The organism is Paenibacillus sp. FSL R7-0048, assembly GCF_038004505.1.
Lineage (GTDB): Bacteria > Bacillota > Bacilli > Paenibacillales > Paenibacillaceae > Paenibacillus_AQ > Paenibacillus_AQ odorifer.
Genome location: NZ_JBBORF010000001.1, coordinates 1,708,062 through 1,726,053, shown reverse-complemented (window position 1 = coordinate 1,726,053; position 17,992 = coordinate 1,708,062). Strand labels below are relative to the sequence as shown.

The window sequence follows — 17,992 nt, the reverse complement described above, 5'->3', positions numbered from 1 at the left end:
CTTGAGACAATTCAGACTTTTTTTCTGTGATGCCGGGACTACAGCTTCCAGATACGGTACAGAATGACTGCCGCTTCAGCACGGGTAAGCGTATCGTTCGGCGCAATTCTATTATTCTTTCCGTTTACGACTCCGGATTGGATCAACAATGATGCGCTGTCTTTTGCGTAGCTGGAAATACTTGCTTCATCAAGATAAGCAGCAGCTACAACGCCGCTCGCCTTAACTTGCTTACCGGCTGCCGCCAGCGCGCGTGCTGTCAGCACCATCATATCTTGTCTGGAGATATCGCTATTGGGTCTAAACGTATCCTCTTTAAAACCTGTAGCAATTCCCAATTCCTTCGCGATGACCAGTTCATCATAATAATAGTCCGTCTTTTGGACATCGTTGAACATTATTGCACTTTTGCCCGTTCCCTTCAGTTCAAGCGCTCTTACGAGGAGAGCAATGAAATCCGCTCGTTTGATTGAATCTGCAGGTGAAAAGCTGTTCGTGGACGTTCCTTTAATGATATCGCGAGCCGCCATAACGTCTATAGCTTGTTTGGCCCAAGACAGATTCTGCATATCTCCGAAGTTTTTCTTTACGAAGGTTACTGCATAAGTGCTGAAGTGGGTTGTTTGAAAGACAACCGTTTGGGTTGCAGCATCATATCGGCTGCTCGGAACCGGCAGTACGTTGCCTTTGCCATCGATGTACCAAACGACTATAAGCTCTGGATGACTTAGCTCCTCCGCTGTCGGCACGTAAGGAATGGCTACCGTTACAGGTGCTTTAGGGTTATTCCAAGGAATAACTTTGTCACCTGCTATTACGCTTAGACCGATAATTGGACGGTTGCCAATCATATTGCAGGTAGCTGCTTCCAAGCTGTCCGTGGTGACTTTACTTATTCGTATAGATACTTGCTCAGCATTGTCTGTTACGTTAGACAGCATATTGCTTGGAATTTGAATTGTGGCATTTTCCGTCTTAAGCCATAGTTCAAAGTTTTCTTTCCCCGTTAGGCTTTGGGTCGGTAATTGTATATCATACCCTTTCCCGTCCGTTTGCTTTGGCACTTCAATGATAATTTGTTTCTTGCCGTTTGCCGCTACAGTAGCCTGCTCAAGCGCTTTTTTCATGTTGTCGCTGGAGATGGTACCTATAGCACGCCCGTTGTCGGACTTTACCTCCAGTTTAATCGTAACAACACCATCTTTGTTTGTAATGGCTCCAGGCTGTGGAGTTGATACTACATTACCCGAGTTACTGCTACCCGTTGGTGCATTTGTTGGTGCTGGCGTCGCTGTTGGAACAGATGTCGGGGTTGCCGATGGTTCCGTTGAGTTTGTTGGATCGGTTGGATCGGTTGGGCTCGTTGGTGTCGGTGTCGGTGCTGTTGTCGGCGTTGGAGTGGGTTCCGGACCCGTAGATTTACCCTTTAGAGTAAGCACACCATAAACGGATGTGTCCATATATCCAGTTCCGCTCGTATCGTTCCACGCCGCGACACTTTGACGTGAGCCCTCTTTAGCGTCGTTGATCTGTACATCGAAACCAAGCTTTTTATCGTTGTCCGGAGTGATCCCTTGAAGTGGAATCTTCACTTCAACCGTATAGTTGGTTCCGGAAATCTGGGTTGCCGATTCAAAGCCGGCTGCGATACTTGCAGGATTAAATGAAGCTTCGTTGTCAAAATTGATTCTGTACTGGCCGTCATCATCTTGATAGAACGTCGTTTTCCCATTATTTTGGTCCACGAAGATTTCGACCGAATCCTGTTCATGTGCATTCACACTGCTCTTATCAAGCTGTGTATCACTCACCTGGATCAGGACATATAAATTTTGATCATCCCAGAGTGCTTTTGCCACTCCACTCGCTCCTTGCCAAGCGGTTTGATACCGATTGACCGGAATCTCAGCGGTCTGGCTCCAGATCTCGTCAACTGTTCCGTCTATAACAGGTGCAGCAAATTTAGCGGTAGATTGATTGGCTTCTACTGTTTCAGGCTCATGCTCTTCAATGAAGGTATCAGGATCGATAACGCCATAGTAAGCTGGCTTGGCTTGCAGATTTTTATCGAATAACAACGGATTGGATGAAGCTCTCCAGCTTGTGTTATCATCCATTCCCCAGAAGGTAACACGTTTGATAGAATCAGCGTGATCCCTGAAGATATTTAACAACTGCGCATATAGATAGCCCTGCGCATTAGCAAGCTTTTCAGAGAGCTGATAGTTGGTTCCGGCCTGAATGTCCAGCTCAGTTATGCTTACTTCGACACCCAAGGAAATGAACTTTTCCAAGGAAAGCTTCACATTCTCTGGGTTCGTATTAATGCTGTAGTGCCCCTGCATGCCAACACCGTCGATAAGCAATTTGCCAGGGTGAGTCAGCGCGTACCTATCATTGATTTCTTTGACCATACTGTAGATGGCTTGCGCTTTATTCTGATTATCTTCGTTATAATCGTTGTAATAGAGCTTAATATCCCAATCTGGATGCGCGTCCAATACTTCTCTTGCCGCCAGGAAGGCTTGCTCTACGTAATCTGCTCCAATGGCACTTTTCCATGGGGCGGATCGCAGCGCTGTTTTCCAATCTGTTGGGTTGGATGGATTATCGCTCATCGCCTCGTTTACAACATCCCAAGAGATCACCTTGTCACCAAAATGCTCCATAACGGTTTGGATATGGGTCTGCAAATTCACAAGAGCTTCATCCCGTCCCAAGGGGATTGTGTTGTTAGCTGCGTCTGTTGTTGTATTCAGCCATGCAGGCGATTGTTGATGCCATACCAACACATGTCCATGCATCTGCATGCCCTCAGCCAGTACTTTATCTACAATTGTATCTGCCGCGGTAAACGTGAAGTTGTCCTTAGTAGGCTGCAACGCGTCCGGCTTCATGGCATTACCTGCCGTAGCAACATTGTGATGCATTTTCAAAAGCTCAAGTCTGACACCTTCCAGATCCTCAGCGGTTATCGCATTTCCGATCAGAAAATCATTCTGATAAGCATCCTTAATCGGTATAAGATCTTTTTCGATATCTACCGGGCCAGAGCCTACCTTTTCAAAATTAATATCATCAATATAAAAAGAGGCCGTGCTATTACTGGAGCTTTCCACATAAATGGTCAAATACTCACTGCTTACATTGTTATAACGGTAGGATCCCTCAAACTGAATCCAGCCATCGCTTGCACTGATGGTTTTAGGTGCGAGCTGCACATAATTGGCGCTGCTGCCATTGCCAACCTGCGTGGACAGCTGGAGCTGCGAGCTTGCAGGCTGGATCAGCTTGACCCATAACGAAATTTTATATTCGTAGCCTTTGTCCACATACTTCTCCACACGTAATGTCGGCCCATGCCATGTACTGGTTCTTCCCTCAACCTTCAAAGCGTATGAACCATCATCCGTATGGTTCGCTTCATTAGTAACCGTAAGCGTTTCTGTACCTGCCCTGCCTTCAAAACCACCTGCCGTTTGATCCTCAAAAGTAACAGTGGCAAAAGGTAAAGCTGGGTCTCTAGGTGTTTCTGGTGTTGGAGTTGGCTCTACGGTAGCCACCTTTTCTGTGACCAGTACATCCCCAATGTAGAACGGAACCGTTTTCCCGTCATCATTGGATTGAACGCGCAGTGTCGTATCTTTGTCCGTATCCACGGTAAATTCTTTCGTCAATATGACCGCTTGGCCTGCTTCATAATTCGCATTTGCCAAAAGAGCGTAGCTGCCTATCGCTTGAAGATAAGCTTGGGCACCGCTGGGTACAATCACATCAGCGTCTACATAAACGGATGCAGTTACCGTGTAGGTTTTGCCGTTCTCTAGGCCCATGTCGCTGAATTTAAAATCAGCCGCGTCCCAGTTATTCGCTCTATTGCTTACATATAAAGCTGCCCCGTCAGCATTGCCCGCAAAAACCTTTCCGGTGACAGGGGTTAGGTTAGCGCTGCCTGATTGTGAGGCTAAACCTTTGCCACTCACAAAAGTTTCGTGATAGATTTCTTTATCCGTTTCCGTCACTGCTTTTTTTGCTGTAATGAGAAGCTCACCAATGTAGAACGGAACCGTTTTCCCGTCATCGTTGGATTGAACGCGCAGTGTCGTATCTTTGTCCGTATCCACGGTAAATTCTTTCGTCAAGGTGATTGCTTTGCCTGCTTCATAATTCACATTTGCCAAAAGGGCATAGCTGCCTATCGCTTGAAGATAAGCTTGGGCACCGCTAGGTATAGTAGCATTAGCATCCACATAAACGGTTGCAGTCACCGTGTAGGTTTTGCTGTTCTCTAGGCCCATATCGCTGAATTTAAAATCAGCCGCGTCCCAGTTATTCGCTCTGTTGCTTACATATAAAGCTGCGCCGTCAGCATTGCCAGTAAAAACTTTATCATTCACAGGTGTAAGGCTAGCACTGCCTGCTTGAGCTGCAATCCCCTTGCCACTCGCAAAAGTTTCATGATATACCGTTACCCTATCTGATGATACTGTCGTATCCTGCGCCGCAGCTTCAGTAACCGGAGCGATCCAGCTTGTCGGAATAAGCAAGGCAGCTGCGAGTAAGATCGAGATTACTTGTTTAAGCATTCTACTCATTTAATGCATTCCTCCTCTAGTGATTTTCATAAAAATCAGTTAATGACCTACCTTATTAGCACCAGCCCTATATTCCCACGCTAATTTCCTTACCTGCTAAATCCTTAATTTCAACAGTGGTACAATCATCCCGAAGAGCAGTAGAACATCATCACAAATGAATCTTTTTACTTACAGATCCCCTCCTTATATGTAAACGCTTTCATGTCTACTCACACTATTTTACAGCCTCGCTACTACGCACTACTACGCTAATATTAAAGGTGTTACCCCCCATAATTATAGGAAAACATAGGTATGATTAAAGATTCTACAAATTTAACCCAAAAAGAAAACCCCACTTACGGACCGTTGAACGTAACGGAAGGTAACGGGGAATTGGTTTGTTAGTTGTTCTGCCGCATAATTAAATGGTCTGTTTGGATAACGCTCCAAAATATTCTACAACTACCTCCCGAAATTCCAAAGCGGCCTGAGAAATGTACCGGCTCCTGTGCCACAATAAAGCTATCTCCCTTTCCAATTCGTGATTCTCTACTTGGAGGTATTGGATATCTTCCCGTGAATTCCGTGCCGTGCTTGGTATGAAAGCTAAACCAATTTCAGCTTCCACAAGAGTGCTAAGCCTTGCGGGTTCATCTCCCTCATACACATATTTAGGCACAAATCCAACTGATTTGCATACAGAGTCTATTAAATCGCGAGTACCATAGCCACTCTTTACCCCAACAAACCACTCATCCCTTAGCTCTTTCAAAGTTACGCTGCTTCGATTGGCCAGCCGATGCCCCTTTGGAACAGCCACAAGAATTGGATCGATAAAGACGATTTGACATTCGATGTCATCCCCTTTTATTGGAGGTGAGGATAAGCAATAATCAACTTCTCCTCTATTAAGAAGTGTAACCATTTCCTGCGTGGTTAGCATTTGCACATGGTATTGAATATCAGGCCGCTTTTTCCGAAACTCTCGCAGGATATTGGGTAATGTGCTTGCCGTCGTCACCGCTAATTCGAGTGTGCCATGTTCAGGACTGGATAAATCGCTAAGCTCCTGTTTTCCCTGCTCCAATTCAAACAATGCCCTTTCAGCTCGGCGAAGGAACCGGCTTCCGGACTCATTCAGTCGCAGCTTTCTTCCTACCCGATCGAATAAAGGTACCCCCAGATCCTCCTCCAAACGCTGAATCGTTTTGCTTAGTGAAGATTGAGTAACGTGTAGATTTCGTGCAGCTTCAGTCATATGTTCCAACCGAGCTACCGCGAGAAAATATTGCAGTTGCAAAAGTTCCAATTCGCACCTCCGTTCATTCCCTCAAGTCAATGAGATCATAACATAAAATGCGTTGGAATGAATAATCGATTTCAAGTACGATGACATTAATAAGCTTTAGGGGGATTTAAAATGAGTGTTCGCAACAGGTGGTTAATGATTTCAGTAGGTCTGGGGATTTTATTGAACCCTTTAAATTCTTCGATGGTGTCTGTGGCTATTCCGAGGCTGCAAAATGTATTCCAGCTTGACTATACAGGTGTTTCCTGGATTATTTTTTCTTTTTACATTGCAAGTAGCATCGCTCAACCTGTCATGGGAAAGGCCAGCGATTTATTCGGCCGGAGGAAAATATTTCTTACCGGGCTTGTCGTATCCTTCATTGCAGGCTTATTAGCTCCTTTCTCCCCAAACTTTGGCTGTCTCATCGTGTTCCGTATTGTGCAAGCCATTGGAACTAGCATGATGGTTGCCGTTGGAATGGCCATTGTGCGGATTCATATTACGGAGAAACAAGCGACCGCACTATCTGTTTTATCCATCTTCCTATCCGGCGCGGCAGCAATTGGTCCCTTTATTGGCGGGGTTATTATTCACTGGTGGGACTGGCCAGCTATCTTTTTCGTCAATATTCCATTCGTGGTCGCTAGCTTTTTATTATCTTGGAAGTATATCCCCAAGGACGAACCGTCAACAACCGTTACCCGGGGAATGTCCCTGCGCAAATGGTTTGATTTGATTGATGCGTCAGGAATCCTGCTCTTCACTGTGGGGCTGATTGCCGTGCTCCTTGGATTGCTTTCAGCAAAATCATCCGGACATATCTCATTAATACATGTCATTACCTTGCTAACAGGACTCGTTCTGCTAGGAGTATTCGTCCGGCATGAGCTAACAGCGGCATCACCCTTTATTCCTTTACGTACATTTGCCAAATACCCGGCAATGACTTGGGTTAATGTTGAATTCATGCTCGTTAATGTACTTTTTTACTCACTCTTTTTCGGGATCCCATCCTACTTGCAAATGGTACGTCATGTCAGTGAATTCCAAACAGGAATTCTCATGCTAACGCTGGGATTATGCTCACTGATTACTGCTCCAATAGCAGGACGCTGGATCGATAGATCAGGACCCCGGCCAGCATTGCTAGTATCCGGGGTCCTGATGACATTGGGATCAGTGTGGCTTGTGACCTTAAATCAGACTTCACCAGTTATCAGTGTATGTGTGGCTTTAGCTGCATTCGGTATTAGCAACGGATTGAACAATGTCGGCCTGCAAGCAGCCTTGTTCCAAAGTTCTCCATAAGAAATAATCGGTGTAGCCTCCGGATTATTTAATACATCGAGATACCTGGGAACCATTCTCTCTTCATTGTTAATAGGTATCATAATGGGAGGTAAGTTTAGCTTCGAGGGATTTCAAGTCCTTGGGGTTATCCTCACGGTAATTGCATTGTCTTTGGTATTCATGAGTCGGAAGCACCGGGAGTCAGGGCAATTGCAGGAATCGGCTAATTCGGGCGCTAACAAATAGGAAAGTGCAGACAAATAAGACCTGTCATCAGACGGGTCTTGTTTTGTTATTTTAATGCGTAGCCTCAGCTCTTTATGAGTTTTATTTAACTCTTCAAGGTGGGGATAAACTCGATTCATAAATAGGATAATAAATAAAGCGCCCATAGTAAACTTGTGCTCGGTGAGCCAAAAACATAATGAAGAAACCAGATTTACATATATTTTTCCGTCCAATTTCAAGCTCAAAAGACACATTTATAATGTGAAAACAGTTTCGGCAGCTCGATATTTTGAAACTTGTCCCGGGTTGAACCGTAATTTTTAAGAACAAAGACACAGCACAGCAGAGAGGAGCTATCATTAGTGGAATATTACCGCAACAATGTAGCCGACAGTTTACAGGATGTTCAGAGTTCAGCTAACGGGCTTACTTCGGCAGAAGTCGACAAACGTCTGAAAGACTATGGTTTTAACGAATTAAAAGGAAAGAAAAAAGATCCTGTTTGGAAGCTTTTTCTTGAAAACTTCAAAGACCCTATGGTAGTCGTACTGCTTATAGCGGCCATTGTCCAGATTGTTATGGGACAAGTTATGGAGTCGCTTATTATATTCCTCGTGTTGATTCTCAATGCAGTTATAAGTGTCATCCAGACCCGTAAAGCGGAGAGTTCACTTGATGCCTTGCAGCAGATGTCAGCACCCGAGGCCAAAGTGCTGCGTGATGGAGAATTAAAAACCGTCCCGGCAAGGGAACTTGTACGCGGTGATATCGTATGGCTGGAAGCCGGCGATTTCGTACCCGCCGATGGCCGGATTATAGAATCGGAAAGCTTAAAAATAAATGAGGGTATGCTAACCGGAGAATCCGAAGCTGTGGAAAAGCATACGAATATCATCGCGAAAGAATCTCCGCTTGGAGACCGGCGTAATATGGCGTTCAGCGGTTCACTAGTTGTATATGGCCGCGGAACCCTGGTAGTAACGGGAACTGCACTCACTACCGAGATCGGAAAAATTGCTGAACTCATTGAAAGCGCCGAAGCCAAGCAAACGCCGCTGCAGCGCAAGCTGGAAACATTCAGCAAGCAGCTGGGGGTAGCAATTATACTCCTGTCCATTGTAATCTTTGCCATCCAGGCCGGACGTGTTTGGTTGTCGAATGATACTGTGGATACAACAGAAGCTATCCTGAATGCGTTAATGTTTGCAGTCGCTGTGGCGGTTGCTGCGATTCCCGAAGCTCTTTCCTCAATAGTAACCATTGTCCTATCCGTAGGTACTAATAAGATGGCTAAGCAACATGCGATTATTCGTAAGCTGCCCGCTGTCGAAGCCCTTGGGTCAACCAGTGTCATCTGTACAGATAAAACCGGTACCCTCACCCAGAATAAAATGACTGTTGTAGATTACTTTTTGCCAGAAGGGGACCGTGATCAATTCAATCAAGCGCCTGAAGAATGGTCTGAAGAAGCCCGGCGGCTCCTGCATATTGCTGTGCTCTGCAACGACTCTAACATTAATGAGGATGGTAAAGAGCTGGGTGATCCTACAGAGGTAGCGCTTATTGCCTTCAGCAACAGCAAGAATAAAGATTATAAGGAAATACGCGATAATTTCCCGCGCGAAGCCGAGCTACCTTTTGACTCGGATCGCAAGCTGATGACGACCTTGCATACTTTTAACGGGCAAAAAGCAATGATTACTAAAGGCGGGCCCGATGTGCTCTTTGGTCTATGCTCGCATGTACTGTTAAGTGGAAAAGAAGTGCCGATGACACCAGAAGTTCTTGAACGCTTCTTCGAAGCCAATGAGGAGTTCTCCAGCAGAGCACTACGTGTACTTGCCTATGCCTACAAAACCGTACCAAATACGGTTACTGAAGTAGGATTAGAGGATGAACAAAATCTGGTGCTCGTAGGTTTGACAGCTATGATTGATCCACCTCGGGATGCTGTCTACGGCGCGATCGCAGAGTCTCAGAAGGCTGGCATCCGAACCATCATGATTACCGGTGATCATAAGACAACCGCACAAGCGATCGGCCGCGATATCGGTCTGATGACTGAAAATGAAATTGCCGTAACCGGCCAAGAACTCGATGCCATGTCTGACGAGGAACTTGATCAAAAACTCGAACAGATTGGTGTGTACGCCCGTGTCTCCCCGGAGAACAAGATCAGAATTGTCCGCGCGTGGCAGCGGAAAGGCAAAATAACAGCCATGACCGGTGATGGTGTAAATGACGCGCCTGCTTTGAAACAAGCAGATATCGGAGTTGCCATGGGCAGTGGAACCGATGTTGCCAAAGATGCGGCTGCCATGATTTTGACCGATGATAATTTTGTATCTATTGTCAATGCTGTATCTGTGGGCAGAACGGTATTTGACAATATCAAAAAAGCGATCGCCTATTTGTTCTCAGGTAACCTGGGTGCAATTATCGCCATCCTCTTTGCCCTTATTTTCAACTGGATTAATCCTTTCACAGCGATTCAGCTTCTATTCATCAATCTGGCGAATGATTCTCTGCCCGCCATTGCTCTTGGGATGGAAAAACCTGAACCTAATGTGATGAACAGAAAACCAAGAGAGCTCAAGGAAGGAATATTCGCAGGAGGAATGATGCAGGCCATTGTCACTCGTGGTCTACTCATAGGTATAGCTGTAATCATATCCCTGTATATCGGACTTCAGGATTCGCCTGATATGGGCGTAGCTATGGCATTCACAACCCTGATCTTGTCTCGTACGTTGCAGACCTTTGCCGCCCGTTCGAACAGTCAAACTGCTATTGAAGCTGGGCTTTTCAGCAACAAATACGTCATCGGAGCCGTTCTGGTCTGCTTTGCCTTTTACGGCATTGCAGTTCTGCCAGGGGTTAGAGAAATCTTCTCGATTCCGGCTTCATTTGGAATGTCAGAGTGGCTGGTTGCAGCAGGCTTAGCCCTCGGCTCCCTCATCCTAATGGAAATAACGAAGGTTGTTCGAAGAGCTTTTACACCCAAGTCTGTTGAACAGAATCCTGTAAATTCCTGAGTAAGCTATAATCGACCGAAAAGACAAAACAGCGATTCTCCAATGATGGAGTATCGCTGTTTTTCTGACATCTAGAGTTAAACCTAGAAAAGCTTCTATTGATTTTAATCAAAATAAAATAATTCTTCGAATTTTTTATCCAACGCAATACATAAAATCAAAGCCAATTTTGCAGTAGGGTTAAACTGTCCGGTTTCAATCGAGCTTATAGTATTTCTTGAGACACCCACCATTTCTGCCAATTGTGCTTGCGATAATTTTTGTTCTGTTCTTGCTTCGCGCAGTTTATTTTTTAAAACCAAATGTTCACTCATACTAATCACTCATTCCATAAAAGTAAATAAACAAAAAATAAACACTTATAATTAATTCTAAAATGAATTTGAGTAAATCCATCTTCTTCTTAGTTACAGAATACATTCCAAGTCCTTCAAAGCCCAAATATCCAAAAAACATAGCTATCATAGCTTTTAATGCAAAATTTGTTTCCTGACTATGATTATATAAATTGAAGACACTCAGAATGCAAAATACAATCAACATTCCAATGAATCTGCTTTTTCTGCCTTTAGCAAAAACAAATTCTTTTCCTTCGTCTCCTTTTTCATTTCGGCTTTTTTCTAATATTTCTTCCTTTTTCATAAAAATTTCTCCTTTCAGATTGAAAAGATGATGACAAGAAAACTTGTCATCATTATTATAATACGCCAAGTTTTCTTGTCAAACAAAAAAATAGCCCACTCCAATCCAAAGATTGGTAGTGAGCTATTTTCTATACCTTCATATATTCGTTATATAATTGCTCGAAAGTATTATATCGTTCGACTTTCCTGCCTACCTTGTTGTATTCCTCCAGATATTCATCCATGACCTTCAGAAACTCATTCTTAAAGACTTGAAGATGGTCAGAATCAAAATACTGCATGATATCAAACTTTTTGGTTCCCTTCCATTCTGTCATTTCATCAAGAAAACCTTGTATGCCCATTGCTGCTAGATACGCATACGATCTATCACCCGATTCTACACTTGCTATAATCTTATTGCGGTAGTTGCACCATAATTCCTCATAAGTTCCGCCAAGATTATCATAGCTTGGGACTGGCTGCACTACAAAATCCTTATACATTTTATTATATAGATCGTTGATGTTTCTAAGGGACTTATATGCTGCACTTCTGATTTCATCGATAGTCTTCGCCTCTATCACAGCCATATATGTCTTTTCAAAATCATCAGGAACATAACGGTACGTAGCTATTTCCTCCAAATATCTTTTCATTCCCCGTTTGAAATAAGTATTGTTCAAATGAGTTAGCGCATTTAACAAATTGTATAAAACTTCGCTTGAAGCATATCTTACTGCTCCTATATCTTCAGAAAGTAATGTATTCGCATATTCCTGTTTTGCTATGTCTATACACTTTTTCGCTCTACTGATACATTCTCTCCCTATAGGCATTGCCAGAGCATCGAGTGCTCTCTGTTTATATAAATTTAGCTTTTCCAAATATTCGGGTTTTGCACAGTATAACACCTGTAAATCCACCAGACATGAAATCATTGGACTCTCGAGATTGGCTTGATCTTCTATCCTTGTTTCCCATGGCGTACAATATAGATCGTATCCAATATCATCCAAATAAAACACGAAGATATTCCCCAGCCCTGCTCTGTGTTATTAATTATGATTAGATCAAGATCGCTTTTTTCATGAAAATCCCCAGTACTAAAAGAACCTGTAAGCCCAATAATTGCAATATCATCAGAAAAATCTCTCTTAGCCCGTTCAATGACCATGCTAATAAGCTTTTCATTTTTGATTAAGATCTTTTCTTTAAGAACAGCATCCATATCCATGTCCCCTCTCCAACCTTATTAATTCTATTGTATAAGCATGTTGTTAGAGTAGGTATTCCAACTTTAATTATATTAAATCTATACCAAGCCCTTCCTCTCCTTCAAAGAAAACAAAAAACGCGCTGGCAAGAGCATAATTAGCTTCTCTCCAACGCGATTTATAGTCATTAGTGAATATTTTTCTTTTTGAAACTGCCGCCCTTAACTTCTGCAACATCGTAGACTACTACAAAGGCATTCGGGTCAATTTCACGAATAATATCTTTTATTTTACTTTCTTCCAGACGGTTAATTACACAAGTAATTTCTTTGAATTGTTCATTGGAGTAGCCGCCATAAGCATCTGTATAAGTTGCTCCACGACCCAATCGGTCACGAATAGTCTCGACCATGATTTCCGGTTGAATGGTGATGATTTTAAACGTTTTAGAGCCACTCAAACCTTCTTCAATAATATGAATGACCTTAGAAGCAATAAAATAAGCAAGCGCTGATAGAATAGCCCCTTGTAGGCCAAATACTGTTGAAACAACAATAAAGACAAACATGTTTAGAAATAAGATTAAATCACTGGTCCCAAAAGGTAATTTTCGTGAAAGTAAGACAGCTAACATATCTATCCCATCTAATGCTCCACCATTACGTAAGGCTAAACCCATACCAAAACCGATAATAATCCCGCCAACAACGGTAATTAATAAGGTATCACCTTCTATAATCGTCGGTACATGATGCATAAGACTAGTGCCAATAGCCAGTGAAGCAATACCGATAACGGAGTAAAGAGCAAAGCTTTTACCAATTTGCTTATATCCTAGCCACACAAAAGGGATATTAATTATGCCAATTAGCAGCCCTAGCGGTAAGCCAAACAGTTCAGAGCCAACGATGCTTAGACCTGTGACACCTCCATCTGAGACGTTGTTGGGTATCAATACGGATTCTAGACCATAGGCAGCTATTAGCGCCCCAATAATAATCATGAATACTTTTGAGAATATCTTGAGTTTATTTGATTTCTGTTTTCGCGTTTCAATCATTGAATTTCTCCGTTTCACATTGCTTAATTTAGTCCATAAAAATTTCCTCTAAAGGTCTTCCGTCACCTGGATTAAAATCAATCCCTAAAATCTTTGCCATCGTGGGGGCTATATCTACCATTTCGATGTCCCCTATATGATGCCCATTTCTAATCTTTTCCCCGGAGACAACCAAGTTGCATCTATAGCCGTCTTTATCAGGAGAATAGCCATGCGTGGCAAATTTAACGCCTTGTTTGTCCAAATCAACAATCGTTGGTTCATCCATACTTTCGTCGAAACAATAACCTCTCTTAGCCTCAAGCATATACTTTGTGGTTTGGCCCACATGAAAATAATCCAGTTCATCTCTAGCATACAATTTCTCTATACCTGAGGATTCATCTCTCATATTATCTCCAATAACAGCTAATGCTATTTGCTCAGCTTCTTCATCGCCCTGCCGGATATGCAAGTAAGCCGCTCCACCCCCACACTGAAAGTAAGCTCTCCACTTCATTTCGCCGTTCTCTTCATAGATCAGGCCCTTTTCCTGCAAAAGGTTGTTTAAATGCACCTTGTACCTAACATTAAACTGGCCATGGTCCCCCAAAATTAAAAAAATCGTATCATCCTTTATCCCCGCTTCATCCACTGCCTGCATAATATCGCCTACCCTTTTATCCATACGTGTGATTACCTGCTTCACTTCGTCACTGTCAGTTCCATAAGCATGTTTGGCATCATCCAGATCGATCAGATGCATCAATAGAAGATTAGGTTTTTTGCGCTTAATCGTGTCTATAGCACATTTGGTCGTGAAGTCATCCAGATAGGGCTGCTCAATCCCTTTGCGGATCCGGCCATATTTCAGCTCCATATCCACGCAGTATAAGGGGCTTCCGCTTTTTAATATCTTCAGTGCCTGATTTTCGTTTTTGATGGCTCTGATTTCAGGTATATTGTATTGGATGGAGGATTTACCCGATACTGGCCATAGGATTCCGGCTGTGCTCATCTTATGCTCGCGCGCAACATCGTAAATCGTTGGCACCTTGATCGCATTTCTAAACCAGAACCAATTCTGCTCCTCTTCCTTAATAAAGGGCTGAAACGGATTGTTGTGATGGATGCCATGCTTATCCGGATATACACCGGTTGCTATGGTGGTGTGCACTACATATGTGAGCGTGGGATACACACTTTTCAATTTATGGCTATGGGCTCCGTTTTTAATTAATTCCGCTAAGTTTGGAAGCCGGCTGGCCAATGCCCAGTGGTCTTCTGAAAAGGCATCGTAAGAGATGACGATCAAATGCTTGGCCATAGCCGTTTGTGCTTTAATTGACTTCATAGAATAAGCCCCTTAGGTTCGTCATGTTCAGGCTGCTCTTTAGGTAAAGTTATAAATACGAATAATCCAATAATAAAAAGGGGGATAATCGCTAAAATACTAAATTTAGCATTACCTGTTAAGGTTGTTGTTAAAGACATTACAGCAGGACCAACAATGGCCGCGAACTTGCCAAAAATATTGTAAAAACCAAAGAATTCATTGGAATTCTCCTTTGGAATGATCTTCGCATAATAAGACCTGCTGAGCGCCTGAATGCCTCCCTGAGCGGAACCAATTAGCGCACCTAGAATAAATATATGCCACACTGAAATGATAAAAAAAGCTGCGATGCAGGAAAGGATATATGTAACAATCCCCACGATGATCAAAGTCCTGGCGGAGTATTTTTTGGCGAGATTACCATACAGGATTGCACAAGGAAAAGCGATGATCTGGATAACTAATAATATCCCCAGTAAGGTAAAGGTGTCAAAAGCATCCGCACCCAGAACCGATGTGGCATAGGGCACCACCATTTTAATAATCGTATCTACCCCATCAATATAAAGAAAGTACGCAATTAAGAAAACAAATACAACTTTATGCTGTCTAACATTCCTAAAGGTGTCTCCCAGTCTTTTAAAGCTGTTGATTACAGGTCTTGGTTCAGGCTCAATATAATATCTCTGCTTCACATCTCTGATCATGGGTATGGTCAACAGCCCCCACCAAAGGGCAGTAATGATAAACCCAATCTGATAACCGATCGACTTATCCATCCCCATAAACAGAATCAATAGCAGGCTGATGCCAAATGGAATGACGCTGGCTATATATCCATAAGCAAAACCTTTTGTGGATACCTTATCCATCCTTTCATCAGTGGTTATATCCACAAGAAAAGAGTCATAAAAAATATTGGCTCCGGCAAAACCTATGACGGACAGGATGTAAAACACAATCAATAACTGCCACTGCCCGCTCGCAGGTGCAACGAATGCCAAGGAAGCCGTAGCCAGCACACCGATCAAAGAGAAAAATAAGAAAAAGCGCTTTTTCTTATCTTTGTAATCTGCGATCGTGCCTAAAATCGGACTAAGGATAGCCACAAGAATACTAGCAATGGAGTTAAAGTACCCTAAATCCATGCTGCTGTTAACATTTGAAAACATGCCAAATACAATAGGCAATAATGCAGTTGTAACCGCCATCGAATAGGCTGAATTCCCGCAGTCATATAAAATCCATGATTTTTCCTCTTTGCTAAGTTTCATCTAACAGCCACCTTTTCACCTATTTGTAACTGTTATATCATTTCAGCATAAGGGCCATGTTAAATGAATGTTAATTCCATCACAACTTATTCATAAAAAAACGACCTTTTAAAATCGAAAGGCCGCTTACTCGCTTTTATATATGAATTTAATATTTGACGATATATTCGCAATATTCATCCCCATTAACATTACATTTTATTTCCCGGACGGAAACCCGCTTTCCACGAATTTTAGTAAGTGCTCCTTCGATAATGGCTCCCTCCAGGTCACAAACCATTTTCCCTTCCATAATAGGTAACCCTTCGCAGAAACAATCGTGTACTTCTATCGTCATCCCCTTGTCATCTTCATGGGTTATTATAGGAATCCCTATCTTCAATTGTTCGAATAACTCGAATAGTTCATTAACCGAGGTAACACCAAACTCTTCCCCAATTTTTCTTCCTATAGTCAACGTTGTACCCTTACCATTCATGGGTAACGCTTGATATAAACCAATAAGTCTAATCGTTCTGAAAAGCTCTAAAGGTACGACATTACCTAAATTTTTTCTCTTTATTTTTTTCATATCTGTAAAAGTAAATTGATCCATGCCAGTAGCCTCCAATTGCTTATGTAATATATATTTCAAATTTAATTGATATATTGAGTATAAACGTATCCAATAATTGCTTTGTGATCTTACGCACATCCTGATTTTTTGTAGAACCATAACAAAAAAAGCAACTTCCCTGTTGGCAAGTCACTCCTTCATTCATTAGCTGCAGCAGCATCTCAAATATGATAATCATAAACCCAAGGCAAAATAACCCTCACGCTAGTTCCAACCTGAACCTCTGAATCTACCTTAATATGCCCCCCATACATTTCAATTAATTGTTTACAAATCGATAATCCAATCCCTGTTCCTTTTTGCTTGGTAGTAAAGAAAGGGTCAAATATCCGTTTTAATTTATCCTGTGGAATTCCTTCTCCGTTGTCTTTAAAGAGTAGAATAATTTCGTTTGTCTCAGCAGCTGTGGTAACAGAAATATCTATTCTGCCTCTAAAAGCTGTGAAGGAATCGATACTATTTTTCAAAATATTAAGAATTACCTGCTCTAGCTGAGAGGCGCTTCCAAACGTTAGTACTTTTTCTAAAGAGCACTCTACTGAAAGTATAATATCATCACTAAGTATGAGTTGATTCACAATGTTATTAACTCTATGTATAACCTCCATAACGTTAAATACTACGCCGTTATTTTTCGTACTGTCACCTTTTCGAGCCAGTATTAGAAAATCCGTTACTAATCCATTCAGAGCATCAATCTCTTTGATGGTGATATCCAGATATGCACGCAATTCATCCGCTTTGATCTCCGGCTCATTTAGCCTGATATTTACAAGCTGAGCAAAACCTTTAATCGAAGCTAGCGGATTTCTTATTTCATGCGCCATTCCTGCTGCCATTTGTCCCATAACAGCAATTTTTTGTTCATGTAAATTGTCAATCTGTTGATTTTTATTAGACAAATAACCTTGTGCAAAGCCAGTAAAACGGGTCCAGTTGCATTCCATTAAACGATTATAAAAAAACAATCGGATCGCGGAATCATCTACAAACTCTTCAATGATCTTAAACATAATATTCTGAGCGGTTAAATTTAAATCCTTGCTCATATCAAGTAAAATATCAAAATGATCACCGAATATTTCTGCAGTATAAACCCCTTGCTCAGCCCCCTCTTTTTCTAGCAGGTTTAAGTATTGATCGTAACCAAAAGAATCAAAAAACAAGGCTTCTACCATACTCATTAATATCGTACTGAATGATGAATCTAACAATTCCTTATGCGTCTCTACAAACCAGGAGAATTCGATGTTTTTCATAGTCATGGAATGATAATGCCTGTTTAAAATGATTGGAACTGCTAAGATTAATGACGAACGCAATTCATTTTCTTTGTATGACATTGTCATCCTCCTTCTTTGTAGTTTGTATTCAAGATATGTGTATATTTTCCTGCTTCAAAAACACAGTAATTCACTTTGTTTTAATCATCATATTATATTCTGGACTTGACTGTTAGAGTG

General features: G+C 42.2%; 12 protein-coding genes and 1 pseudogene. 2 read left to right on the top strand and 11 right to left on the bottom strand.

Translation table 11 applies throughout. The features are described from left to right. Positions 1-38: 38 nt before the first annotated feature. On the bottom strand, positions 39-4,595 hold the full coding sequence (locus tag NSQ91_RS07415) for an endo-1,4-beta-xylanase (protein ID WP_076305028.1): 4,557 nt from the start codon (positions 4,593-4,595) through the stop codon (positions 39-41). A gap of 406 nt (positions 4,596-5,001) precedes the next feature. Further along, positions 5,002-5,889: a LysR family transcriptional regulator gene (locus NSQ91_RS07410; RefSeq protein ID WP_076305027.1), complete on the bottom strand. Its 888-nt coding sequence runs from the start codon at positions 5,887-5,889 to the stop codon at positions 5,002-5,004. A 111-nt stretch (positions 5,890-6,000) separates the two neighbouring features. Between NSQ91_RS07410 and NSQ91_RS07405 the strand changes: the two are divergent. Continuing rightward, positions 6,001-7,407: pseudogene (locus tag NSQ91_RS07405) on the top strand (MFS transporter). A 344-nt stretch (positions 7,408-7,751) separates the two neighbouring features. Then, complete coding sequence (locus NSQ91_RS07400) at positions 7,752-10,424, top strand: cation-translocating P-type ATPase (RefSeq protein ID WP_076193472.1); 2,673 nt, start codon at positions 7,752-7,754, stop codon at positions 10,422-10,424. A gap of 104 nt (positions 10,425-10,528) precedes the next feature. Here the strand turns inward: NSQ91_RS07400 and NSQ91_RS07395 are convergent, their stop codons facing one another. The 9 genes from NSQ91_RS07395 to NSQ91_RS07355 form a co-directional block, all read right to left on the bottom strand. After that, positions 10,529-10,738, bottom strand: a complete 210-nt coding sequence (locus tag NSQ91_RS07395) for a helix-turn-helix transcriptional regulator (RefSeq protein ID WP_076125269.1) — start codon at positions 10,736-10,738, stop codon at positions 10,529-10,531. A 1-nt stretch (position 10,739) separates the two neighbouring features. Next, the gene (locus NSQ91_RS07390) at positions 10,740-11,066 is read right to left on the bottom strand and encodes a DUF6442 family protein (protein ID WP_340917181.1); all 327 of its coding nucleotides are present in this window, start codon (positions 11,064-11,066) and stop codon (positions 10,740-10,742) included. 130 nt (positions 11,067-11,196) lie between these two features. After that, positions 11,197-12,075, bottom strand: coding sequence for a nucleotidyltransferase domain-containing protein (locus tag NSQ91_RS07385; RefSeq protein ID WP_340917178.1), 879 nt, complete (start codon positions 12,073-12,075; stop codon positions 11,197-11,199). Continuing rightward, positions 12,015-12,284 carry a nucleotidyltransferase domain-containing protein gene (locus NSQ91_RS07380; protein ID WP_340917175.1) on the bottom strand — a complete coding sequence of 90 codons (270 nt, stop codon included), beginning with the start codon at positions 12,282-12,284 and terminating at the stop codon, positions 12,015-12,017. Before NSQ91_RS07380 ends, NSQ91_RS07385 begins: the two co-directional genes overlap by 61 nt. Positions 12,285-12,451: 167 nt before the next feature. Further along, positions 12,452-13,324: a YitT family protein gene (locus NSQ91_RS07375; protein WP_036675789.1), complete on the bottom strand. Its 873-nt coding sequence runs from the start codon at positions 13,322-13,324 to the stop codon at positions 12,452-12,454. Positions 13,325-13,352: 28 nt separating this feature from the next. After that, entirely contained in the window at positions 13,353-14,657 is a 1,305-nt protein-coding gene (locus NSQ91_RS07370; RefSeq protein ID WP_076185333.1) for an alkaline phosphatase family protein, read from the bottom strand. Then, entirely contained in the window at positions 14,654-15,913 is a 1,260-nt protein-coding gene (locus NSQ91_RS07365) for an MFS transporter (protein ID WP_076309646.1), read from the bottom strand. Before NSQ91_RS07365 ends, NSQ91_RS07370 begins: the two co-directional genes overlap by 4 nt. Positions 15,914-16,061: 148 nt before the next feature. Beyond that, positions 16,062-16,508, bottom strand: a complete 447-nt coding sequence (locus NSQ91_RS07360; protein ID WP_340917172.1) for a V4R domain-containing protein — start codon at positions 16,506-16,508, stop codon at positions 16,062-16,064. A 182-nt stretch (positions 16,509-16,690) separates the two neighbouring features. Then, positions 16,691-17,872 (bottom strand): sensor histidine kinase, encoded by a 1,182-nt coding sequence (locus NSQ91_RS07355; protein ID WP_076125275.1) that lies wholly within the window; start codon positions 17,870-17,872, stop codon positions 16,691-16,693. Between the last annotated feature and the right edge of the window lie 120 nt (positions 17,873-17,992).

Excerpts from the sequence above, each read along its gene's own strand:
- NSQ91_RS07415 (WP_076305028.1), bottom strand. The coding sequence starts at position 4,595 with ATGAGTAGAATGCTTAAACAAGTAATCTCGATCTTACTCGCAGCTGCC.
- NSQ91_RS07395 (WP_076125269.1), bottom strand. The coding sequence starts at position 10,738 with ATGAGTGAACATTTGGTTTTAAAAAATAAACTGCGCGAAGCAAGAACA.
- NSQ91_RS07390 (WP_340917181.1), bottom strand. The coding sequence starts at position 11,066 with ATGAAAAAGGAAGAAATATTAGAAAAAAGCCGAAATGAAAAAGGAGAC.
- NSQ91_RS07380 (WP_340917175.1), bottom strand. The coding sequence starts at position 12,284 with ATGGATATGGATGCTGTTCTTAAAGAAAAGATCTTAATCAAAAATGAA.
- NSQ91_RS07375 (WP_036675789.1), bottom strand. The coding sequence starts at position 13,324 with ATGATTGAAACGCGAAAACAGAAATCAAATAAACTCAAGATATTCTCA.
- NSQ91_RS07370 (WP_076185333.1), bottom strand. The coding sequence starts at position 14,657 with ATGAAGTCAATTAAAGCACAAACGGCTATGGCCAAGCATTTGATCGTC.
- NSQ91_RS07365 (WP_076309646.1), bottom strand. The coding sequence starts at position 15,913 with ATGAAACTTAGCAAAGAGGAAAAATCATGGATTTTATATGACTGCGGG.
- NSQ91_RS07360 (WP_340917172.1), bottom strand. The coding sequence starts at position 16,508 with ATGGATCAATTTACTTTTACAGATATGAAAAAAATAAAGAGAAAAAAT.
- NSQ91_RS07355 (WP_076125275.1), bottom strand. The coding sequence starts at position 17,872 with ATGTCATACAAAGAAAATGAATTGCGTTCGTCATTAATCTTAGCAGTT.